Annotated in this window: 18 protein-coding genes and 3 pseudogenes; 8 read left to right on the forward strand and 13 right to left on the reverse strand. The window is 70.4% G+C overall.

All coding sequences use genetic code 11. The features are described 5' to 3' along the window. Positions 1-218 precede the first annotated feature (218 nt). From A4E84_RS39685 to A4E84_RS39715, 7 genes are all read right to left on the reverse strand, one after another. Positions 219-533: a peptidase inhibitor family I36 protein gene (locus A4E84_RS39685; protein WP_062931175.1), complete on the reverse strand. Its 315-nt coding sequence runs from the start codon at positions 531-533 to the stop codon at positions 219-221. Positions 534-626: 93 nt separating this feature from the next. Next, positions 627-1031 (reverse strand): peptidase inhibitor family I36 protein, encoded by a 405-nt coding sequence (locus tag A4E84_RS39690; protein WP_062931176.1) that lies wholly within the window; start codon positions 1029-1031, stop codon positions 627-629. Between the two features lie 189 nt (positions 1032-1220). After that, entirely contained in the window at positions 1221-2711 is a 1491-nt protein-coding gene (locus A4E84_RS39695) for a serine/threonine-protein kinase (RefSeq protein WP_062931177.1), read from the reverse strand. Then, positions 2708-3448 (reverse strand): hypothetical protein, encoded by a 741-nt coding sequence (locus A4E84_RS39700; RefSeq protein ID WP_062931178.1) that lies wholly within the window; start codon positions 3446-3448, stop codon positions 2708-2710. The genes A4E84_RS39695 and A4E84_RS39700 overlap by 4 nt, the downstream gene beginning before the upstream one ends. A 791-nt stretch (positions 3449-4239) precedes the next feature. Continuing rightward, the gene (locus A4E84_RS45315; protein ID WP_257784363.1) at positions 4240-4371 is read right to left on the reverse strand and encodes a hypothetical protein; all 132 of its coding nucleotides are present in this window, start codon (positions 4369-4371) and stop codon (positions 4240-4242) included. A 275-nt stretch (positions 4372-4646) separates the two neighbouring features. Further along, positions 4647-4937, reverse strand: coding sequence for a hypothetical protein (locus tag A4E84_RS39710; protein WP_062931179.1), 291 nt, complete (start codon positions 4935-4937; stop codon positions 4647-4649). A gap of 810 nt (positions 4938-5747) precedes the next feature. Then, complete coding sequence (locus tag A4E84_RS39715; RefSeq protein WP_062931180.1) at positions 5748-7433, reverse strand: ribonuclease J; 1686 nt, start codon at positions 7431-7433, stop codon at positions 5748-5750. 118 nt (positions 7434-7551) lie between these two features. On the opposite strand from A4E84_RS39715, the gene A4E84_RS45320 reads away from it, so the two are divergent. Further along, the gene (locus A4E84_RS45320) at positions 7552-7683 is read left to right on the forward strand and encodes a hypothetical protein (protein WP_257784364.1); all 132 of its coding nucleotides are present in this window, start codon (positions 7552-7554) and stop codon (positions 7681-7683) included. Between the two features lie 309 nt (positions 7684-7992). Next, the gene (locus A4E84_RS39720) at positions 7993-8646 is read left to right on the forward strand and encodes an NAD(P)H-binding protein (RefSeq protein ID WP_062931181.1); all 654 of its coding nucleotides are present in this window, start codon (positions 7993-7995) and stop codon (positions 8644-8646) included. 1271 nt (positions 8647-9917) lie between these two features. Here the strand turns inward: A4E84_RS39720 and A4E84_RS39725 are convergent. After that, on the reverse strand, positions 9918-10553 hold the full coding sequence (locus tag A4E84_RS39725) for a class I SAM-dependent methyltransferase (protein WP_062931840.1): 636 nt from the start codon (positions 10551-10553) through the stop codon (positions 9918-9920). A 404-nt stretch (positions 10554-10957) separates the two neighbouring features. Then, positions 10958-11557, reverse strand: a complete 600-nt coding sequence (locus A4E84_RS39730) for a TetR/AcrR family transcriptional regulator (protein ID WP_062931182.1) — start codon at positions 11555-11557, stop codon at positions 10958-10960. Positions 11558-11727: 170 nt separating this feature from the next. Between A4E84_RS39730 and A4E84_RS39735 the strand changes: the two genes are divergently transcribed. The 5 genes and pseudogenes from A4E84_RS39735 to A4E84_RS45105 all read left to right on the forward strand — a co-directional run. Continuing rightward, the gene (locus A4E84_RS39735) at positions 11728-13164 is read left to right on the forward strand and encodes an FAD-dependent monooxygenase (protein ID WP_062931183.1); all 1437 of its coding nucleotides are present in this window, start codon (positions 11728-11730) and stop codon (positions 13162-13164) included. A gap of 296 nt (positions 13165-13460) precedes the next feature. Further along, positions 13461-13661 (forward strand): hypothetical protein, encoded by a 201-nt coding sequence (locus A4E84_RS43180; RefSeq protein ID WP_159029679.1) that lies wholly within the window; start codon positions 13461-13463, stop codon positions 13659-13661. A gap of 435 nt (positions 13662-14096) precedes the next feature. Beyond that, positions 14097-14693, forward strand: a complete 597-nt coding sequence (locus A4E84_RS39745; protein ID WP_062931185.1) for an RNA polymerase sigma factor — start codon at positions 14097-14099, stop codon at positions 14691-14693. Further along, positions 14690-15664, forward strand: a complete 975-nt coding sequence (locus A4E84_RS39750; RefSeq protein ID WP_062931186.1) for a CU044_5270 family protein — start codon at positions 14690-14692, stop codon at positions 15662-15664. The genes A4E84_RS39745 and A4E84_RS39750 overlap by 4 nt, the downstream gene beginning before the upstream one ends. Before the next feature lie 435 nt (positions 15665-16099). Then, positions 16100-16654: pseudogene (locus A4E84_RS45105) on the forward strand (MDR/zinc-dependent alcohol dehydrogenase-like family protein); the annotation flags it as partial. Positions 16655-16789: 135 nt separating this feature from the next. Here A4E84_RS45105 and A4E84_RS39765 read toward each other — a convergent pair. Continuing rightward, positions 16790-17440, reverse strand: coding sequence for a LysR substrate-binding domain-containing protein (locus A4E84_RS39765; protein WP_418082279.1), 651 nt, complete (start codon positions 17438-17440; stop codon positions 16790-16792). A 184-nt stretch (positions 17441-17624) separates the two neighbouring features. On the opposite strand from A4E84_RS39765, the pseudogene A4E84_RS42740 reads away from it, so the two are divergent. Beyond that, positions 17625-18787: pseudogene (locus tag A4E84_RS42740) on the forward strand (IS3 family transposase). Positions 18788-18819: 32 nt separating this feature from the next. Here A4E84_RS42740 and A4E84_RS42745 read toward each other — a convergent pair. The 3 genes and pseudogenes from A4E84_RS42745 to A4E84_RS39785 all read right to left on the reverse strand — a co-directional run. Beyond that, a pseudogene (locus A4E84_RS42745) lies at positions 18820-18987 on the reverse strand (transposase); the annotation flags it as partial. 57 nt (positions 18988-19044) lie between these two features. After that, complete coding sequence (locus A4E84_RS39780) at positions 19045-19359, reverse strand: hypothetical protein (RefSeq protein WP_062931190.1); 315 nt, start codon at positions 19357-19359, stop codon at positions 19045-19047. A 150-nt stretch (positions 19360-19509) separates the two neighbouring features. Then, positions 19510-22662, reverse strand: coding sequence for an AfsR/SARP family transcriptional regulator (locus A4E84_RS39785; RefSeq protein ID WP_062931191.1), 3153 nt, complete (start codon positions 22660-22662; stop codon positions 19510-19512). Between the last annotated feature and the right edge of the window lie 57 nt (positions 22663-22719).

Here is a 22719-nt window from a genome sequence, read left to right on the forward strand (position 1 = left end):
GTGGTCATCACTGCTCCTTGTTCTCGACTCTCGCCGTCGCCCGTCTGCCGCGAGGACGGTGGGCGCCCGGGGACAGCACGCCATCGGCACCCCTGGCTGGTCGTGACGCTCACCGCACGGCCTTCGTAGCCCAGTTGACGAGAGGCTGTCGCGCACTTTTTGGCGTGCACGTGACGTGCCGCATCCCTTCTCGGGATGCGGCACGCCACGGAGGTGGTTCAGCAGCTGTCCACCCAGCGGTGCGAGCGGAACCGGTCCGAGGCGTTCACCGTCGTGCCGGGCGCGACGCACACCGGTGGGCCGGCGAAGTCCGGCTGCCGGTGGACGGCCACCGGAGTGGAGCCCTCGTTCCGCATGGACCGCACGCCCTTGGCCTCGGTCCACGAACAGCGCACCGGGCCGTCGTACCAGTCGGGGTCGTCCTCGACCGACTGGCAGCGGTCACCGCTGCCGAAGGCCCCGGTGTAGAAGCAGACGTGTCCCGTAGGGCAGCCCTGTCCCCGGGCTTCGGCCGCCTGGGTGTTCCCAGGCATCGCGACGACGGCCAGGGCGGCGACGGCGACGCTGCTCAGTGCCGTGCGAACGCGCGATCTTTGTCCCCCCCCCCGCGTTCCCGCGCACCACGGTCAGCAGCTCGACACCCACTTGTGGGAACGCAGCTTGTAGGTCCCCGCGAGGTTGCCCTTCTTGCCCTTGGTCGTACAGCCCTTGCGGGTCTCGTAGTTGGCGCCGCTGTAGTAGACGACGGCCATTCCGCTGGTGCCGTTGTTGTAGACGGACCTCACGTTCTTGTCCGCGGACCACGAGCACCTGATGGCGCCGTTGCGCCAGTCGGCGTCGTTCGCGTCCCAGTTGCACCGGTCACCGGTGCCGTCGTCGCCCGAGTAGAAGCAGATGTCTCCCGACGGGCAGCTGTAGGCGCGGGCTTGGGCCTGCGCCGGTGCGGAAGTCACGCCCAGGCCCAGGCCCGCGAAAAGCGTCACCCCGGTGACGAGACCGGCCTTGGTGCGCAGCGCTCGAACTCGCTTCATGATCGTCCTCCTGGTCGATGTCGCTGGAGGGGTCTGATGCCGTCCCCCGATGCGCGCCGTCCACTGCGACGGCGTCGGCATCACCTTGATCCGCATGAGCGGCGGGCGGTACCTCGAACGTTTCAGGGTCGCTCTGCGCGGGGGACCGACGACACTTCCCGTGTCACGGTGTCGGCGAGGGGACCGGCTTCATTCGAACATCGACAGGAATCTTCCACGCAATGACGTCTCGCCTGACGAACAGCGGTCGACCAGCCGGTGGGAGCGCGGCGAGTAGGTCCCGGCCAGGTTGTCCATGGAGTTGATTCTGTCGCAGCCGGTGCGTTGGGCCTCGCGGGCGCGGTCGTAGCCGGCGGGCTGAAAGTCCGTGCCACGGTAGTAGGCGACGTCGCGGTTCTTCCGCTCCTCCGCGAGGTTGTTGAAGACCGAGCGGACGGGGCCGTCGGCCGCCCACGCGCACGTCTCCTCGCCCGCCTGCCAGTTCGCGTCGTCTCCACGCCAACTGCACATGTCACCCTTGCCGTTGTGCTCACTGAAGAAGCAGACGCTGTCCCGTGGGCAGCGGTGATACCCGACGGACACCTTGCCGTCCCCGCCCATCGGGGCCCGCGACGCGGCGGGCAGAGCCTCGTACACCGGGGTCCCGTCGTCGTGATGCACGTAGACGTACGCTCCGCCCACCAGCCCCGTCGGCAGCACCAGCGCCGTCGCCAGCAGCGCCGTCACCACCGGTCGCCGGTGCCAGAAGCGGGTGCGCAGACGGGGCAGGCGGCCCGAGCGGGGGGCCTGTGCCGCGCGCTCCACGCGACGGAGCAGCGCCTCGGCCGTGATGCGCTCCGCGTGGGTGGGGGCGAGGCAGGCCACGATGATCTCGCGCCAGAGCTCCGGCAGTCCGGGGGACAGCCGCAGTTCCTCGGCGCCGCGCGCGTAGCGCGTCGCCGCGTCCGCGCGAGCCTCGGTGCTGCCGCCCGGCAGCGGGAAGGTGCCGGTCAGCAGGAGATGCGCCAGGACGCCGAAGGCCCATACATCCGCGGACGGACGGATCCGGGTGCCCCGTTCGTCCATCTCCGGCCACAGCAGCTCCGGCGGGGTGTAGTCGGGCGTGGCGAATGCGGGCGCGTAGGCGTGTGTGCCCTCCAGTTCCGCCGCCATGTTGAAATCTGCCAGGCGTACCGATCCATCCGCCATCAGCAGCACATTGGCCGGTTTCAGGTCGCCATGAACCCAGCCCGCGTGGTGCAGCTGACGCAGCCCCTCACAGATCTGGGCCAGCATGGCGGGCCCCGACTCGGGTTTCGGGTCGTGTTCCAGTACGGCGTCCAGGGAGCCCTCGGCCCGCTCCAGGACGATCACGGTGGCCCCGTCCAGTTCCGGGTGGTCCGGGTCGTCGACGGTGAGCGTGTCGTACATGCGGATGAGGCGGGGGGTCCGCAGGCGTCCCAGCACCTCCACCTCCCGTTCGGCCAGCTCGCCCAGGTGCCGCAGTTGGCGCGGGGTGCGGGTGCCGGTCGCAAGGAACTTCAAGGCGACCCGGCGGGGCAGGGCCGGATCCGCCCCGCCAACCGGTCTGCCCGCGTACACCGTCGCGAAGGCTCCCGAGGCGAGAGGCTCGCGGACCTCCCAGTCGCCCACGCGGTAGCCGTGCGGCACGGGAACCGCGTGCGGCCGTCGTCCGGTCATCCCGCCACCTCGCTCGGCTCCACGGCCAGCACGGCCAGGTCGTCCTCCCGGACCAGGTCGAAACGCAGCGCGAGGGAGACCAGTGACTCCTTCTTGCCGTGGACGCGCAGCCCGGGCTCGGCCGTGTCCGGGCCGGGGCGCAGGCGCAGCTTGACGGCGAGGTAGTCGATGTTCCAGTAGACCGTGGACCGGGTGACCGTCGGCCAGACCGGCCGCAGACGGTCCACGAGCTGCTCGACCGCCGGCAGCGGCGCGTGGGGCGCGCCGCGCAGGCGGGGTTCGCACAGCGCGGTGAGGACTGCGAAGTACCGCTTGCTGCGGTCGAGGGCGAAGGCCGGGGCCGTGGCCGCTCCGGAGAGCCCCGCGCGCGCGATGCTGCGGTAGGCGTGGCGCGGCGCCCAGACGTCGAAGGCGAGCAGATCGCCGGCCGCGGGCAGGACCACGCGCGAGAACTCGAACGGCACGGGGGCGTCCACCCGGCCCGCGGCGACCTTGATGTGCTCTCCGGCGCCCTCCGGGTTCTCGACCACGTAGGTCTGGTCCTCGCTGAGGTTGCTCAGCAGCCAGAAGTTCAGATGCGCGGTGATCTCTCCGGCGACCCGGGGCACTCCGTCGTGCCCGATGCTCAGACCGCTGCCCGTGCCCGCCCTGCCGAAGGCGAGCCGTTCACCTGCGGCGATCCTGATGTGGTCGCCCGGCCCGGCGCACGCCGGCGGTACGACGATGACGCTGTACATGGACTCGTCCCCTCGCCCGATTCCATGAGGGCCGCCTCCCTCCAGTCGACAAGGGGCAGGGTAGGGGACGCCGATGACGGACCACGAAGCTTTGCCGCCGGCATGGCGTGTTCCCGAGAGGCTCGGGTATGCCTGCCCGAACTCCTCGGCACGACACCGGCCGGACGGACGGTCGTCCCGGATCAGTGGATCAGTGGATCAGTGGATCAATGGAGCAGTGGATCAGCGGGCCAGCGGATCAGCGGGTCAGTGGTGGGCGAAGATCTGCCGTCGAAGCGCGGCCGAGGCGGTGCTCACCCTGGCGAACAGGGCGGGCGGCCGTAGACGGAGCTGACGCCGCCACTGACGACGTCGACGAGTTTGGGGCGCACCGGCGGTAAGGGCGGGAACGCAGGTACGCGTTCAAACGGCCTGCCGTTCACATGAACAGCGGGTCGACCGGCGGCCATGGGTAACCCAGTTGCCGGCATCATGCGAACCACCCCAGACCTCGGCGGTGGCACGGGGATCGCCTGCGGTCAACCGCGCTTCAAGGCGCTCGGCTTGGACCGATGGGACGTCCGCGGAGATCGGGAAGGTCGTCCCGAACTGAAGCCAGGGCAGATCTGCATCGGGCCGGTTACGGGGATGGCTCAGGGCGACCTGAATTCGATCGGGTTCCTTGCGGGAGGTCCAGACGCCTTCCAACTCGCAGTCCCATCTGACGAGCCAGTCCCGCGTCCCCGCAGCCCCGCCTCAAGCAGCCGCGCAACCGCTCCTGCCGGCCACTCCCAACTGCGGTCCTCCCCGGCTCACAGGACCTCGGCCTCGTACTGACCTGCCGTGAACCGAAGCTCCGGCAGGTCGAAGTCCTGATTGGCCACGTCGCGCCAACCCGCCCAGCCAACATGGTCCCCATGTGCCGCGACCGTCATGTACAGCACGCCACAGCACTCCTCCACGCCGCACCCGGCCCAAGCGAGACGGATGGAGGGCACGAGACGCTCAGACTGAGAAGGTCGGGTCTCGTGGTCATCGGCCAATGATCGCGGAGCTGGCTCGCAAGTGTCATATGAAACCGCGTGGCCTCCGCTCAGGGCGGCGGTTCCCACCGCCTTTCAGGCACGTTGGCCCCCGAACGCACCCCCACGTGACCGTCCACAGCCGCCGCCACAGCCGCCGCCGCTGCGCCGCCGCTGCTCGCCCTCGACGGCGCAGCTCACCGATCGCCACCGAAGTGGTCGCGGATCTCATCGCTGCAGTCTTCTGCGCCGACCTTGCTCCGTGAGAAGGCCAGCACGCCGTCGTCCTTGTCTTGTTGCTTGGCCTTCGCCAACTGCGTCTCTATGTCCGCGATGTACTCGGCGCACTCGGGGCTGACGGGCGCCTCGGGCCGCGGGTCCGGTGCCGAGGCGGCGTTCAGCCAGGCGGTGGCGGCGATGCCTACCCCGCACAACAACACCCACCCAGCGAGCCACGTGCGACGCCTCGACCGTATCGGTTTGGGCATCCGGGCATTCTACGGGTGTCACGGAACCGCCCGCGATGGTCCGGCACTACGAGCCGGGTGCGAGGGCCGTCCCCATGGCGGGTCTACAGAAGGCGGCGGAACTCGAGCCGGTGCAGTAGGTGCAGCGCCGGCGAAGACCTGCGTCAGCGCGATGGAGCGAAGACCCCGCCGGGGCAGAGGTGGCCGGCGAGGGCGCGGAGCCGGCGGCCGGCAGAGCGCCGCCTGCCGAGGATGGAGTCCATGGCGCGGCGAGTGGTCGACGTCGAGCAGGACGACGTGGAAGCGGCGGCGTCCCCGATCCTTCGGGTCCGACCCCCCGGAGTCGGTGGCCGGTGCGAAGAAGTCACCCTGCCACAGCCTGCAGCGAGCGTCCGATCTCAGCCGGGGCACCAGGGGCACGGGGGCACAGGGGGGCACCAGGCCCCCCGGTGCCCCTCACTGCCAGCCGATGACTCCGCCGGCCCGTCGATCACGGTCAGCGAACGCACCCGGAGGTCGTCCAGTGCCGCCTGGGCGGTGTAGCCGAGCCCCAGGCCGCCGACGGCGGCATCCAGTTCGGTGTCCGGCAGGCTCGGCCGGTGCGAGTTCCGCGAGGGCGGTCTCACCGGCGGTGAAGAGGCCGGACATCAGGCACGCGTCGGAGAATCTCACCTCGTACACGTCGTCTCCCGACACGGGGTCGCGGCACCGGCGCAGACTGACCTCACGATCGGTGTCGACTGCCAGTTGATCACCTCGAAGCGCGCGCTCCGTCGTGCTCCTCGTCTGCGCCTGGCCGTGGGGTGGCGACTTGCGTGATGGCGTTCCGGCTCAGGCGTCGATGATGACCGGGATGACCAGCGGCCTGCGACGGTGGGTGCGGAACGCCCAGTTGGCCACGGCCCGGGCGATGAGCTGTTCGAGCTGGTGAGCGTCGCCGACACCCTCTTGGGCGGCGTTGGCCAACGTCTTCTCGATGACGGGGATGACGGGCTCGAAGGTGGTCTCGTCGTGGACGAAGCCGCGGGCCAGGAAGTCCGGAGCCTCGGCCAGGGCGCCGGTGTCGGCGTCGACGATGGCCACGACGGTGACGACGCCTTCCTCGGCCAGGGTGAGGCGGTCCTTCAGGGAGGCCTCCGTCGCGCCCCCGACCTCCATCCCGTCCACGTAGACGTTGCCCGCGGGCACCTTGCCGGTGATGGCGGCGCGGCCGTCGACGAGGTCGACGACGACACCGTCCTCGGCGATGACGACCCGCTCGGGGTCGACGCCGGTGCGGATGGCGAGGTCGGCGTTGGCCCGCAGGTGACGGAACTCGCCGTGGACGGGCATGACGTTACGGGGGCGGACGATGTTGTAGCAGTAGACGAGCTCCCCGGCGCTGGCGTGGCCGGAGACGTGCACCTTGGCGTTCCCCTTGTGGACGACGTTGGCGCCCCACCGGGTCAGGCCGTTGATCACCCGGTAGATGGCGTTCTCGTTGCCGGGGATGAGGGAACTGGCGAGCAGGACGGTGTCGCCCTTGCCGATGCGGATCTGGTGGTCACGGTTGGCCATCCTGGACAGTGCCGCCATGGGTTCGCCCTGGGAGCCCGTGCACACCAGGGTGACCCGGTGGTCCGGCAGCTTCTCCAGCTCCTTGGCATTCACGACCAGGCCGGACGGAACCTTGAGATAGCCCAGGTCGCGGGCGATGCCCATGTTGCGGACCATCGAACGGCCCACGAAGGCCACCTTGCGGCCGTGCGCATGGGCGGCGTCCAGGACCTGCTGGATGCGGTGCACGTGGCTGGCGAAGCTGGAGACGATCACCCGCCGCGGCGCCGTGCGCATCACCTGCTCGATCGCGGGGTTCAGCTCGCGTTCGGAGGTGGTGAAGCCGGGGACCTCGGCGTTGGTGGAGTCGGTGAGGAACAGATCCACCCCCTCCTCGCCGAGCCGGGCGAAGGCACGCAGGTCGGTGATCCGGTCGTCCAGCGGGAACTGGTCCATCTTGAAATCGCCGGTGTGCAGCACCAGCCCGGCTGAGGTGCGCAGGGCCACCGCGAGGCTGTCCGGGATGGAGTGGTTGACGGCCACGAACTCGCAGTCGAAGGGACCGAAACCACGCCGGTCGCCCTCGCGTACACGCACCGAGCGGGGCCTGATCCCGTGTTCCTTGAGCTTGGCCTCCAGGAAGGCCAGGGTGAGCTTCGAGCCGACGACGGGAATGTCCGACCGCTCCCGCAGCAGATAGGGCACGCCGCCGATGTGGTCTTCGTGGCCGTGGGTGAGGACGATGGCCACGATATCGTCGAGGCGGTCCCTGATCGAGGTGAAGTCCGGCAGGATCACGTCCACGCCGGGCTGGTTCTCCTCAGGGAACAGCACCCCGCAGTCCACGATGAGCAGTTTGCCGGCGTGCTCGAAGACGGTCATGTTGCGGCCGATCTCGCCCAGGCCGCCGAGGGCGACGACTCTCAAGCCTCCGGCAGGCAGGGGCGGGGCGGCCTTCAGGTTGGGGTGCGGATGACTCATACCCCGACGCTACCGGAGGGCCCGTTGGAATGATCGACTGCCTGCCCCTTGACACGGGATTCCGGCGACCTCAACGGACCCTCCTCCCCGTCCTGCGCCTTTTCACCAGCATGGTGGTGTGGTGCACGTGGCCCAGGGGCATCAGGAAGGTGTGAGCCCGTGGATGCGTCGTGTCGGCCTGGCGGTATGGCTGGTGGTGGCCGTGATCGTCGTGCTGGTCGCCGCCTTCTGGGGTGTCAAGAGGCTCTGATCCCGACAGCAAGCAAGGGGAAGCCGTCAGGCCGGGCCCTCGCTCTGGGGAAGGGCCGCTGGTACGGGCTCACCGGTTGCAGCGGTCACGCCCGAGTGCTCGGCTTCCTCACAGCGTGCTGTGCAGGGCCCTGCGTGCACCTTCGCCGCTTGGCCGCGAGTCCGCGGGTGCGGCTGCCGGGAGCAGCCCTGGCCGCAACGATCAGTCCTGCATGCCTGGAAGAGCCGAGCGGACACGGCTTGTTGACCATGGAGGCGCCGGTCTGACGGCGGAGCCGAAGAGCCGCATCGAGAGAACGGAGCATCCGACGTGAAGATCTTCATCATCGGCATCACCGGCGGTATCGGTGGCCTGCTTGCGCAGAGACTGCGCGCTCGGGGAGACGCCGTCCACGGGCTGGTTCGGCGAGAGGACCAGCAGGCTGACCTCGCAACCCAAGGCGTGAGCACACGAGTCGGTGATCTCTCCCGCATGACGGTGGACCAACTCGCGGCGTCATTCGGTGACGTCGACGTGATCGTGTTCAGTGCCGGATCGAATGGTGGCAGCAGGGAAGTCACGACGGCGATCGACGGCGACGGGGTCGTCAAAGCGATCAAAGCTGCCCGCATCGCCGGCGTGGAGCGCTTCGTGCTGGTGTCGGTGCTCCCGGAATCATGGAGGGAACGCGACCTCGGCGAGGAGGTCGAGTACTACTTCGCCGTGAAGAAGGGCGCAGACGTGGAACTCAGCCGCAGCGATCTGAACTGGCTGATCCTCCGTCCCTCACTCCTTCTCGACGGCCCGGGAACCGGCACCGTGTCCCTCGGCCCGGCAGAGCTTCACGGTGAGATCACTCGCGACGATGTCGCCGCCACCCTCGCCGAACTGCTCCACGAGCCCCGGATCGGCCGGCAGATCCTCGAACTCAACGCCGGGTCGACGCCCATCCAGGACGCGGTCCGAGCGAACGTCCGCTCTTGACCGGCCGGCCGTCCTCACGCAGGTCACCCTTCCAAGCAGGAGACATGCCTCGACGATGCGAGGAGCGGCGGCAGCAGGGCCCAGACGATCTTGAAAGCGGGGCCGTGGCTCTCGAGTGCGGTGGTTCAGCGGCGGGTGCGGTGGTGCGGTGACGAGGCTGTGCACCCGGGCGGGCGGCGGCGTAGGCGTGAGCGGTGCGGCTCAGTTTGCCGTCGGCGGCGGCGATGATCAATCCTGTCCCGTCGGCGGGTACCGCTCTGTCGATGCTAGGCAGCCGGGTCTGCGCGCCGAACTCCAGCAGCGCGATCACGGCGACGATTCCGGCGAGCAGGGCCATCCCGGGCAGCCCCCACCAGAACGCGGCCGTCGCCACCGGTACGTCCACGGCCCGTGCGCCACCGGCCCATCACCTCCCGCCGCCGTGAAGCCCCCGCCACAACACCGCTCACCAGCGGCGCGTCGCCCCACCACGGCGCCAGAACGTCCACCGTTTCCACTGTGCCGCCCAAAGTCCCGACACGGTGACAGAAGATCCGCGGGCAGCTCACCGAGGGCAGCCAGGCGTTCACGAGGCGCGCGTTCGAGGCTGCGGCGCAGCTCGTGCCTCGCGCTGCGTGCGCCGCAGCAGGCCGCGTGTACGTCGAGGCGATGGCCTTCTTCCTCCTGCCAGGGGCCGTTGTCGCTCATACCGTCGGAGCCGTCCAGTCCAGCCACAGCGGCTGCGGCCGGGCACGTGACACCGCGCCCTGAAGGAGCGGGCGAGCTCGAGTGCCGAATCCGACGCCTCCACATCGGCCCGGACCGCCCGCTGACCGGAAAGCGCGGGGCCACGCGATGCGCCTCCTGCGATGCCCCTGTGTGGTCACAGGTTGACGGACCGTCATACGCCGGCGGTGAGCTGGAGGACATGTGAACGCTCGGGACGCGCGAGCCGGCGCCGCGGCGCCGGAGAGGGCGCACGACGCTGCGCCGAACCCGGCGCACCAGCTCAGGGCCACCGCAATCGGCGCCGGGGCCGTACTGCTGTGGGCGTCGCTTGCCCTGTTCGCCACGCTCACCGGGCGGATTCCGCCGTTCCAGCTCACCGCGATGGCGTTCACGGTGGGTGGCGTGCTCGGACTGCCCCGGCCGCTGCGCGGCGGCGGAGCGCTCGTCCACGAGTGCCCCGCGGGACCTGGACGCTCGCCGTCTGCGGCCTGTTCGGTTACCAATTCTTCTGCTTCGTGGCGCGGCGCAACGCGCCCGCGGTGGACGCCGGTCCCATCGAGGTCTCAACGCAGCCGGCGCGCCCGCAGTACCAGGTCGTCGGTGTGGTGCGTGCCGGCCCCACCTTCAGGTGCCACGCGCGGCCGTTGCTCGTCCGCCTCTGCCTCCCAGTCGTCGTCGAGGAGATCGGCGACCATCGAGGGCCAGACGTAGTCGGCCGGGTCGAAGCCGCTCTCGTGCGCGTGCTGGGTGTCCGTCCCGGCGTGATGCACGAGAAGTAGAACGCCGCCGGGCGCCACGGCTGTGAGGAGCGCACGCTCGGCCGCGGCGTCGGGGGTGCGCAGCAGGGCCGGGTACTGCGCGGATACCAGGTCGAACTGAACGACGACGCCGGCGTCCCGCGCGTGCCTGGCTGCTCGCTCCAGCGCCACGCCCGAGACATCAAGCGCGGTCACGTCCCAGCCATCGCGCGCGAGCCGGATGGCGTCCGCGCCTTCCCGGCATCCGACGTCGAGAACGCGCCCGGGTGTGAGCCCGGCGACCTCGGCCACGAGGGCGCCGTTGGGGCGGCCGCTCCACAGTTGGTGCCGGTCGGCGTGACGGTTGTCCCATTCCGTCCGCATCGCGGGGTCGCCGACGTATCCGTCGGTAGGCGATGGGCTGCTGGATGCGGGCGATCCTGCTGTGGTGTCGTCGGTCACGGGCCCACGGGCGCCCACCGAATCGCGGTTTGCCACTCCCGTTGCCGATCCGGCAAACGGCGTCGCGACCAACGCCCACTGCTTGTCGGTCAGGTGCGACGGGTATGGCCGAGGTGTAATGCCGACGGGTATTGGTCCCCAGCACCACTCACGTCCGATGCGACGACCACCGACCACCTGTGCCCTGCGACACGGCAGATCTCAAACGCCTTCCGGCACAGGCCCAGCCTGGGCTGATCTGTTTGGTGTGTGGCTGTGGTCAGGCGGTGCTGGTGTCCCGGTATCCGTGGCGAGCTTGGGCGCACGGCCCGCTTCTGGACGTGACTTCACGAGCACCTCGGCACACTGCCCGGCCCGCTCAATCTTCGACCTGGTCGAGCGGGCCGCCGACGCCAGGCAAGGTCTCAGGGACTCGGCGCGGTCAGGTACCGCTGGATCGTCGGTGCCAGCCATGCCGCGATCTCTGCCCGCGCCAGCCCCGTCGCTGGGGGTATCCGCAGGACGTATCGCATGAGCGCCAGCCCCAGTAGCTGCGACGCCATGAGTGCCGCCCGTGCCGGGACCTGCTCGGGGTCAGGGCACACCTGCTGGGTGACCGGCAACAGCTGGTCCCGCAGGATGCCCCGCATGCGCTCAGCCCCGGCCTGGTTGGTCACGCCGACCCGCAGCAGGGCGGTGAGGACCTCGTTGTTCTCCCACATGTCGAGGAAGTGCTCGACGAGGATCCGCCCCGCCTCCTGCCGGCGGTCCGTCCCGCTCACGTCCGGCAGTCGCAGGTCGATGGCGACGGCCGCGGCGAAGAGGCCCTCCTTGTTCCCGTAGTAGCGCATCACCATCGACGGATCGATGCTCGCGTCCTTGGCGATGGCGCGGATGGTGGCCCGCTCGTAGCCGTCGGTCGCGAAGCGTTCGCGGGCCGCCGCGAGGATCGCGCCGCGGGTGGCGTCGGAGCGGCGGGGGGCGCCGGAGCCGGGTACCGACGGGGTGCTCTCGCTGCCGTTCATGCCAACAAGCGTAGGCCAACGATCGTAGGTCAACAAGCGTTCGCCAACACTTGTTTGCCAACAGTCGTTGACACCCGCTCCAGTGCCTCGCTACGTTTACCAACAAGCGTTGGCCAACATTCGTTGGCGAGCAGTCGATGGCAAGCAAGCGCTGGCAACAGGAGGCCACCATGAACGGCACCGCCACCCACCGCACCGTGATCGTCGTCGGCTCCGGCCCCACCGGCCTGCTCCTCGCCGGTGACCTCGCCACAGCCGGCGTCACCGTCACGCTCGTCGAGAAGCGGCCACGCAAGATCAGCAACCTCTCCCGCGCCTTCGGGGTGCACGCCCGCACCCTGGAGCAGCTCGACGCCCGCGGCCTCGCTGACGAACTCCTCACCACCGGCGACACCATCACCGGCCTGCGGCTCTTCCGCCGCCTCTCCCTCGATCTGAGCACGCTGCCCTCGCGCTTCCCGTTCCTGCTCATCACCCCGCAGTACGAGGTCGAGCGGCTCCTGGAGCGGCGGGCCCGGGAGGCTGGGGTGGAGTTCGCGTACGAGAGCGAGGTCGTGGGGCTGCGCCAGGACGACGAGGGCGTCGACCTCGACGTGCGCGGCGCGGACGGACCGGTCGTCACCCGCAGGGCGGCCTACGTCGTCGGCGCCGACGGTCACCGCAGCGCCGTCCGGGAGGCGATCGGCCTGGACTTCCCCGGTGTCTCGGTCATCAAGTCGCTGATCCTGGCCGATGTCCGGCTGGCCGCGAAGCCCGAGGGCGTCCTCACCGTCAACGGCCGCGGCGACGCCTTCGCGATGATCGCCTCCTTCGGCGACGGCTGGTACCGGGTCATGGGCTGGAACCGCCGCAACGAGGTCTCCGACGACGCCCCGCTCGACCTCGACGAGGTCAAGGAGATCACCCGCCGTGCCATGGGCACCGACTACGGCATGCACGACGCCCGCTGGCTCTCCCGCTTCCACAGTGACGAGCGCCAGGCACCGCACTACCGGGTCGGGCGGGTCTTCCTCGCCGGGGACGCCGCGCACATCCACTCTCCGGCCGGTGGGCAGGGCATGAACACCGGCCTCCAGGACGCCGCCAACCTGAGCTGGAAGCTCGCCGCGATCCTCCAGGGCCGGGCGCCCGAAGGGCTCCTCGACAGCTACGAGGCCGAGCGCCACCCGATCGGCAGGGCCGTGCTGCGCAGCAGTGGCGGACTGGTCCGGCTGGCCCGCGCGCGGAATCCGCTGCTGCGTGCCGTCCGCACCTTGGTCTCAGCCTTCATCGACATGGCCCCGCCCCTTCAGCGCAGGGCCCTGGGCCAGATCACCGGGATCGGCTACGCCTACCCCGCCCCCCGCGGCGCCCACCGCCTCACCGGCACCCGCCTCCCGGACGTTGCCCTGGAGGAGGGCCGGCTCTACGAGGCGCTGCGCGGCGGCCGGTTCGTACTGATCACGCCTGGGGCGTACGAAGGCCCCGGTGTCCGCGAGGGGTGGCTGACCGTCAAGGGCTGGGCGAGCGACCGCCGGACGACCGTCCTGGTACGGCCCGACGGATACGTGGCCTGGGCGGCGGAGGCTGCGGACGCAGCGGCGATCGAGAAGGCGTTGGCCCGGTAATCGGGGTCAAGGGAATGGCTCGAGGACGAGCGGGCGCCGGACGAGGAGGCACGGCCGGCGCCGCCTCGATTGCTGGACGCCGGCCACACAAGAGCTGCCCGTCCTGCCGGCTTGCCGATCGAGGCGCTCCATGGCATCGGGCCGCGCCAGGCGCAGGTCTTGCACGACTACGGCGCGCACGGCGTCGCCATGCTGACCGTGCTCCCGCCCGCCACCGTCCGGCGCCTGCTGGGCGGCCGGGCGGGCCGCACGACGGCCGACCGCGCCCGCGCCATCGCCCTCTCGCCCCCGCCCAATTGTCCCCCCCCCGTTGCCTGCCCGCCTCCACCACCGTCCGCTCCGCCTTCCTCCGGCACACCCTGGACGGTGCCGAAGTCCGCGCCACGCTCCTCGACGCCGCGGTCCGGCTCGCGCTGCTGCGGCGCCGGGGCCACCAGGCGGGCGGCGCCGTGACCCTGACGTTCCCCGGATCGGACAGCAGAAGGGACCCGCCGTGAGTGTCAGCAGAGGATCCCTGAGCAGAGGGCACCACGCATTGATGCATGGTTGACGATCCCGCCGTACGCCGGGGAGTTGACGTACTGCCGGAGGTTCCGTCGGTATGTCACCTCGGAGGTGAGGTGAGGTGGGGGCGGGATGGAGTGATGGGGGAGTGGCGCTGGTGTCCGGCGTGGCCGCCCGCGGTCCGTGGCGGCGTGGAGGGGCCTGAGTTGGGTCCTGGCCGACCGGGTCCGGCACATCACGGCGGCTGTGCGCAATGTGTGTGGGCGGGGGCGGGGTGGGAGGGGTGCTGGCCGTGCTGTGGGAGGCCCCGTGGGCGTACGGCGCCTGAGGTGGCGGCGTGAACCTGTTCGCCGTGATCTGGCAAGTACAGGTGTGAACACCCACCACTTCCCTGACACCCATCGACCCCACCAACGGACGGACTGACTGTGACCGATCTGGCCGGCGGCGACGCCGAGCTCATCGCGGCCTCACTTGAGGAACCTGAGCATTTCGGGGCGCTCTTCGACCGTCACGCCCCGACGATCCACCAGTACGTGGCCCGGCGGCTCGGCCGGGACGTGGCCGATGACGTCACCGCCGAGACCTTTTTGACGGCCTTTCGGATACGGGCCCGGTTCGACCCGTCCCGTGCAGGGGTGCGGCCCTGGCTGTACGGCATTGCCGCCAAGCAGATCGGCCGGCACCGCCGGCAGGAGGTCAAGGCGCTGAACCTGCTCGCCCGTACCGGCCATGACCCGGTCGCCGACAGCTGGACCGATTCCGCAGACGACCGCCTCGCTGCCGAGGCCGCTGTCCGCCCACTGGCCGGGGCGCTGGCCCGTCTGTCCGCGGGTGACCGGCATGTCCTGCTGCTCTTCGCCTGGGCCGACCTCGGCTACCAGGAGATCGCCGAGGCCCTCGACATTCCCGTCGGCACCGTCCGCTCCCGCCTGAACCGCGCCCGCCGCAAGCTGCGCGCCGCAACCGGCGCGGCCGGCGGACCCCTCCTCGAAGCTCGTATCCACGAAGGTGACCCCGCATGAACGAACTCTCCGCATTGAGCGGGCTGCGCGACGACGTACCCCTTCCTGACGTCGACCGGCTCGCCGCGCCGCGGACCCGGCTCACCGCGGCATTCCGGCAGGAGACCCGCCGCGGGCGCGCCGCCTTTCCCAACCGCCGGATGATCCTGGCCGGCGCCGCCGCAGGGGCCCTCGCCATGGCCGCGGGGATCGTCGCGACCCTGCCCGAGGACGGCACCCGCGCCTCCGCGGGGCAGGGCCCCCGGGTGCTGTCGGCGGGCGCCTCCGCCGACGCCCTCGAACTGGCCGCCGCGACCGTGGAGAAGCACGACGGTACCGAACCCGGCCCGAAGCAGTGGGTGTACGACAAGAGCACCGTCTTCGTCCAGGGCAAGCCGCAAAGCAGCGAGGAGTGGTCCCGCTGGGACGGCACCGGGCACGCCAGTCTGCCCGGCATCCCCCCGGCCGGTGACATCTCGGACTTCGACCCGGACGAGCTCCAGGTCTGGTACGGCCCCAACCAGGAGGCCAGATGGAAGGAGGAGGGCTACGACGACCGTTCCCAGCGGCAGTTCTACCGCTTCCTGGCCAGCCTGCCGAGCGACCCGGGCCGCATGATGAAGCGCATCCGCCAAGAGCACGCCATCGGCTCCATCAAGGGAGAGACGCGCGCACAGCGAGACTGGCGGGAGATCGACGTCCTGTACCGGTCGGTGCTGATCCCGCCGAACGTCCAGGCGGGCCTGTTCCGGGCTCTCGCGAAGATCCCCGGGGCCCGGGTGGCGACCGGTGTGAAGGACCCGCTCGGCCGCGCGGCGATCGGCGTGAGCGTGACCTACGCCGAGAAGACGCCCTCGGGCTGGCAGGGCAAGCAGGAGATCTTCTTCGATCCCGAAAGCTACGCCTACCTCGGGCAGACCCGTAACGACGGGAAGATCGTCAGCGCCCGCGCTGCCTGGGGCGTCGTCAACAAGCCCGGCGCCCGCCCCTGAGCACCCGCGAGGGGCGCCCGGCGTGACACCGGGTGCCCCTCGTCGCCGTACCGGCGGCTTGCTGGGCCGCCGCCTCCGCGGTCCGGGCCTTCAGTGCGCGCTCCACGCCCGCGCAGGGCTGTGAGACCGGACGGCACCGGTGCCACCCACACCCGATGGTGGTCAACGACGCCGTGCTCGCCCTGCTTCGCCCGAAGCCGAGCCTGGCCCAGCTCACCGGCGAGCCGACCGAAGCCCTCGCCGCCGCGCGGGCCGCCGTCGACGCCCGGGCCGGGGTTGGGGCTGGGTGCCATAGCCTCCCACGCGACCGAGACGGCGCAGCCGGCGACGGGCACCTGACCCGGCCCCGGCAAGGGCGTAGCCCGAGCGGACATCATCATCACCTCACCCGAGGACACAGTGCCGCTGCCATCCGTGGAGCGGGCAAGGTTGAGCAAGGTGGTCGTGGTCGACCGGGTCACCGAGCGGCTGCGGAAGGCCGAAGAGATCAGCGCCGTACCGATCGACTTCGCCGAGGGCAATCCGGTGGAGCGGATCCGCTCCGCGAGCAGACGGCGGGCGAGGGTACGGCCAAAGGCATCGACGCCGTGGGCTACCAGGCACACGCGCACGGCGAGGATCGCCAGGAGCCGGCGGCCGTACTGAACTCGCTGGTCGAGACGGTCCGGTCGACGGGTGTTCTGGGCGTGCCGGGTCTGTACGTCCCGCGCGGCCGGGCGGGACCGGAGGAGTCGGCCGAGCAGGGCATGCTGATGGTTTCGGCCGGACGCAAGTTCGAAATAGCGTCTGTGGATGGGAGCTGGCCAGTGCAACGTCAAGCACTGCAACCGTCACCTGCGTGACCTGATCACCGAAGGCCGCGTGCAGCCGGGCTTCGGTGTCTCGCACGAGCTGCCGCTCGACCGGGCGCCGATGGCATACGACAAGATCGACGAGTTCGACGAGCGGATCGAGGGCTGCATCAACGTCGTCCTCCACCTCCACGCGTGACACCGCTCCCGGTCGTCCTCCCCACGACCGAGCAGCACGCGTATCACTCGCGCCACGGCCTCGGGATCTCCGTACGGCGACCCCGAGGCCGTGGCTTGCCATGGGGTAGGGCTCTGCAGGTGTTTTTGATTCTCTCTACGACGGCGCCGCATGCTCGGACCGGTTGCTTTGATCAGGCCGGGTTTCTGCCCAGGCGGCGGCGATAAGGGGGCGATGCAGGTCGGCCCGTCGGATGCAGATCCCGATGGCGAGTTGGCCGGGGCCGGAGGGGGTTGGCAGCTGTCGAAGTCTGGTGCGGACGCCGCTGTGCTGCAGCACGAGGTCGGGGATGATTCCTGTGCCGTAGCCGAGGGCGACCAGGGTGAGCAGGGCCTCGTGACCGTCGGCCTCGGCGGCGATGTGCGGATGGATACCCAGGCTTCGAAACCAATGGTCGGCGGCGGTGCGGACGAGTCCTTGACGGGGCAGGACGAAGGGCTTGTTGAGGTCAGGTGCCTGCTCGGCGGTCAGGGCTGCGGCCTGGATGAGGACGAGCGGGGTGTGCGTGATCTGCCGAGTGAGCAGGGTGGCGGGGATGCGGTCGGGGAGGGCTGCGACGGCGAGGTCAGTCTCGCCTTGGTCGAGGAGGGCGAGGGCAGAGGCGGCGTCCCCGGTACGTAAGGAGATGCGTACGCGCGGGTGCGTGGTGCGGAGCGGAGTGAGCAGGTCGGGCAACAGGCTCCCGCAAGCCGTGACGGAGGCGAACACCCGCAGGTGCCCGCTGAGGTCGTCGACTGCAGTCCGCAGCGGTGCGGGAGTTGAGCGTCTCTGCGAGGTGCAGGAAGAGCCGGTACTGGTCGTGGTCCTGCATCTTTCACATCAGCCCCGCCACGCTGTCCCGGACCGTGCAGCGGCTCGAGGCGGTTCTGCCGCACGATCGGGTGACATCTGAACTGGCTTGCCCTGTGGGGTGGGTGGGAAGGATGTCGCTGTGCCCAAGCCTTATCCGGAGGAGTTCCGTCAGGACGTCGTGCGTGTCGCGAGGAACCGCGGGCCGGGTGTGACGGTCGAGCAGGTGGCCACCGATTTCGGAGTCCATCCGATGACGTTGTGGAAGTGGATGCGTCGCGCGGACATCGACGACGGGACCAAGCCCGGAACGACCAGCCAGGAGAGCGCAGAGCTTCGGCAAGCGCGTCGGCGGATCAAGCTGCTGGAGCAGGAGAACGAGGTCCTGCGGCGGGCCGCGGCCTATCTGTCGCAGGCCCATCTGCCGGGAAAAGGATCTACCCGCTCGTGAAGGAGCTGACCAGGGACGGGGTGCCCGTCACGGTGACGTGCCGGGTGCTGAAGCTCGCCAGACAGCCCTACTACCGCTGGCTGGACCAGCCGGTGACCGACGCCATGCTGGAGGAGGCGTATCGCGCGAACGCGCTGTTCGACGCGCACCGTGACGATCCGGAGTTCGGCTACCGCTTCCTGGCCGACGAAGCGCGTAGCGCCGGGGCCGTGATGGCGGACCGGACTGCATGACGGATCTGCCGGGACAACCGCTGGTGGAGCGTGTTCGGCAAGAAGCGCGGCAAGGGCAAGAAGGCCGGCCCGCCGGTGCACGACGACCTCGTCCGCCGGGACTTCACCGCGACCTGTGCGAACCGGCTGTGGCTCGCCGACATCACCGAGCACGCCACCGGCGAAGGCAAGCTCTATCTCTGCGCGATCAAGGACGCCTTCAGCAACAGGATCGTGGGCTACTCCATCGACGAGCGGATGAAGTCCCGCCTGGCCGTGACCGCCCTGGACAACGCCGTGGCCCGGCGCGGAGACGTCGACGGTTGCATTCTGCACAGCGATCGCGGTTCGCAGTTCCGCTCCCGGAAGTTCGTCCGGGCGCTCGACCGCCACCGGATGGCGGGATCGATAGGGAGGGTTGGAGCTGCCGGCGACAACGCGGCCATGGAGCCCTTCTTCAGCCTGTTACAGAAGAACGTCCTCGACCGCCGGAGCTGGGCCACCCGCGAGGAACTGCGGATCGCGATCGTGTCCTGGATCGAGCGGACCTATCACCGGCGCCGCCGACAAGCCTCGCTCGGCCGGTTGACCCCCGTCGAATTCGAGACCGTCATGACCACGTCGGCTCTCCGGGCCGCGTGACCGCACCTGTCACCCGAACCTGCATCAGACCCCTTGCAGCCGGTGTCCACGACGTAGCGGATGGCGTCGACGATCTGGCGGCGGGGATGCTTCTCCGGCCGGCCGCCCTTGCTGGTCTCGCAGGCCGGTGTGGGCAGCAGTCCTTCGAGCAGGGCCCATTCGGCGTTGGTGGTGGCCGAGGGGTAGCGGCGTGGGCGCATGGCGGGTGCCTTCGAACGAGCGCGGCGGGGCCGCTCGCAGGGCGGTCCCGCCGCAGATCAAGAGCTGGCGATGAGGTCGAGGGTGGACTCGATCGAGTTGAGCTGCGCGACGATGTGCTTGATCCACTTGTCGCCCGGGTGGGCGGCGGCGTGCGGGGCGACGGTGCCGGTGATGAACCGGCGGAACTCGGTCAGCTTCTCCCTGACCACCGCCCGTTCGTATTCCTCCAGCACGTCCCGCTCGGCGCCGAGCTGGTAGCCCGTCGCCCTGTTCCACGTCAGCGGGGGCCAGCCCTTCTCCGCGGCCTGGTCCTTCAGCGCGGCGAGGCCGGAACGGACCTGGCTGGGGCTCAGATCGCTGGGGAGATCCATACCGGTTCCCCCAGACACGAGTCTGGGGGAACCGACGTGATCATCGTCGAGGAATTCGCCAACAGATCACCGCCGACCCCCCCGCAGCCTGACGATCAACTGCGGGAGGTCTTCACCTCAGCGTCCGGCTGCGTCCGGCACGGACCCTGATCAGCTCCCGGAGCCTGTGGCCGCGGGCCCCGGGAAGTGTGTCACCTGGGGTTCGTCGGCGGGAGAGGGGTGGTAGCGGGTCTCGTTCTGGATCCGCTGGGCCTGCGCGGTGTGGTCGGCGGCCTCGGCGGGGGTGCCGGTGGTGTGGGCGATCGCGGCGAGGGCTGTCAGGGCGCGGTGTTCTGCGGGGCGTAGGTCCAGGGCGCGGGCGAGGGCCAGCGCTTGGTGGGCGTGGTGTGTCGCGGTGGGTGCGGAGCCGGAGGCGAGGTGGGCGTGGGCGAGTTGGGCGTTGACCTCGGCCTCCTGGTGGCGGAAGTCGCAGCGGCAGGTGATCGTCAGGGCTTCTTCCAGGCGTGCCAAGGCCAGGTCCAAGCGACAGCGGAGCCGGTGCAGGCTACCGAGGGTGATCAGGCTGTCGGTCTCGTTGGCCGGGTCTCCTGTTTCTCGGGCTCTTTGCAGCGCCTGCTCAGCGTGTGTGTAGGCGAGGTCGGTCTGCCCGGTGTCGCGGTAAACCCGGGCGAGGAGTTCGTGGGCACCGGCCACACTGTGCCGCTGCTGATGGCTGTGGCAGAGGCGTAGCGCCTCGGTGCCGTCGGCCAGTGCCTCCTCGTACTGCCCCAGGGCGTGGTGGGCGATGGCGCGGTTGATCCGCGGACTGATCGTGAGGGACTGGTGCCCTGCCTTCAGATAGGTCTCGATAGCCTCGGTCGTGCGCTCGAGTGCCCGGTCCAGCTCGCCGAGATACGAATGGATCAAGCCCGCCATGTTGAGCCCGCGGCCCACCTGAATCGGCCGGCCGAGGGAGCGGGCGATGGCGATGCTCTTCTCCATCCAGTCGAGTGCGTGGCGCATCTGGCCGCGCTGCCCGTAGTGGAGTGCCAGGTTGGTCAGGATGGCGCCCTCGCCGGAGGTGAAGCCTGTGCGGCGATAGCCCTCCAGAGCGAGGTGCACGGCTTCGAGGGCGGCTTGTATGTCCCCGGCGTGCTGGCGCAGGAGAAAGAAGCCGTGCTGCATGGCCGCCTGAGCCAGCGCCTCGCCCTCGTGTTCGGCCGCGCGTAGCCCGGCTGTCATGGCCGCCTCCCACTCGGTCTGGTGCCGCCGACGGTAGAAATAAGGGCGTAGCTGGTCGGCCAGCTGCCAGGCGATCCGGTGCGGACCGGCCTCGGCGGCGTGGGTGATGACCGCAACCAGGTTGGCGCGTTCGCTCTCCAGCCAGGCCAGGGCCTGATGCCGGTCGTCGAAGCGCGTGGATTCAACGCGCGTACGGGGAAGTTGGACGATGCCGGTGTAGCCGAAGGCGGTGGCTGCGTCGGCGGTGGCGAGGTACCAGTCGCACAGTCGCCGCCAGGCCGCTGCCTGGCCTGGGTCGGCCGCGGCGTGCTCGGCGGCGTACAGCCGCAGCAAGTCGTGGAACTGGAACCGGTCTGATGCGGTGTGCTGCACGAGTCCGGCGGTGGTGAGCTGGTCGAGGAGGCGCTCGGCGACGCCGATCGGGGAGGCGATCAGGGCCGCGGCGGCCTCGGCGGTGAAGTCCGGGCCGGGGTGCAGACCGAGCAGGGCGAACAGGTGCGCCGTGTCCGGCTCCAGGGCGGCGTAGGAGTGGTCGAAGGCGGTCCGGACGGCGGCCTGGCGATCCCCCGTGACGGACAGCTTGGTGAGCCGTCCGTCGGCGGCCAGTTCGGTTGCGTAGCCGGTGAGTGACCGGCCGGGCCGCGCGGCGAGGTTGGCAGCGGCGATGCGCAGCGCCAGAGGCAGACGGGCGCACAGCTCGGCCAGGCGCTCGGCCGCTTCCGGCTCGTCCCCGACGCGCTGCGCACCGAGGGTGCTGGCCAGCAGCGCGCGGGCCTCGGCCGGGGCGAGCACGTCAAGCGGCGTGGTGCGGGCGGCATGGCTTGCCGTCAGGCCGCGCAGGTCGGAGCGGCTGGTGACGAGCACCGCGACGCCGGTGGTGCCGGGCAGCAGTGGCCGGACCTGCTCGGCGTCGGCTGCGTTGTCCAAGACGAGCAGAACCTTGCGGTCGGCCAGTCGGCCGCGGAACACGGCTGCGCGGTCCTCCAGAGGCTCGGGGATGGTGTGCGGTTCCTGCCCGCAGGTACGCAGCAACGCGGAGAGCACCTCGGCCGGGTCGCGCGGCCGGTCGCCGGTGCCGGACAGGCGTACGTACCACTGGCCATCGGGGAAAGCGGCCCTCAGCCGGTGGCAGAGGTGCACCGCGAGGGCGGTCTTGCCGACCCCGGGCGAGCCGGACAGGATGACCGGCACGGTCGCGGCGGCGGTCAGCTCCTCCTCCAGGCGCCGGATCACCGCCGCGCGGCCGACGAACCCCGGGGCGTCCAGGGGGAGTTGGCACTGGACAGTCCAGGCGACCTCGGACGTGTTCCGCACGGGGGCCGCTGCGATCGGTGGCGCGGCGGGCTGCGGGTTCAGCTCAGGGCTGCCGCTGAGGATCGCCTGGTGCAGCCGCTGCAGTTCCGTCCCCGGATCGATGCCCAACTCCTGGGCGAGGGTGGCACGAACACGCCGGTAGTGGGCGAGCGCATCGGCCTGCCGGCCGCACCGGTACAGGGCGACCATGTACTGAGCCGCCAGCCGTTCATCCAGCGGATGGGCGGCACTGCGGTCGGACAGGGCCGGCAGCAGCACGGTGTGCTCACCCAGCCGTAGCCGGACATCCACGCAGTCCAGCTCAGCCGCCAGCCGCTCCCTACTCAGGGCCTCCCGGGCCGCGTTGAACCAGGGAGTGTCCACCCCGGCGAACGGCGTCCCCCGCCACACCGCCAGCGCTTCCTGGAAGGCGGCCGCTGCTGCCCGATCGTCGGCCGCCCGGTGCGCCTTCTCGAGCAGATGACGGAACCGGTGCACGTCCACCGCCAGCGCATCAGTGACAACCGCGTAACCGCCCGATCTGCGACTGATGTCCACGCCCGCGCGCGGCAGCACACCGCGCAGCCGGGACAGGTAGCTGTACAGAGTGTCCCTGGCCCGCCGCGCCGGGTCCTCCCCCCAGACCCGGTACACCAGCTGATCTGTTGCCACCGTGCGGTTGACGTCCATCAGCAGGGCCGCCAGCACGGTCTGCTGGCGGGCCGGCCCGAGATCCACCGGCTCGCCACTCCCATGCGCCTCGATACCACCGAGCAGTCGAAACTCCATGACAAGCCCCCGTGCCCCCGCGTTCGACAACCGGCCTGGTCCGGCTGTCGGGCGTTC

It is taken from the genome of Streptomyces qaidamensis (assembly GCF_001611795.1).
Lineage (GTDB): Bacteria > Actinomycetota > Actinomycetes > Streptomycetales > Streptomycetaceae > Streptomyces > Streptomyces qaidamensis.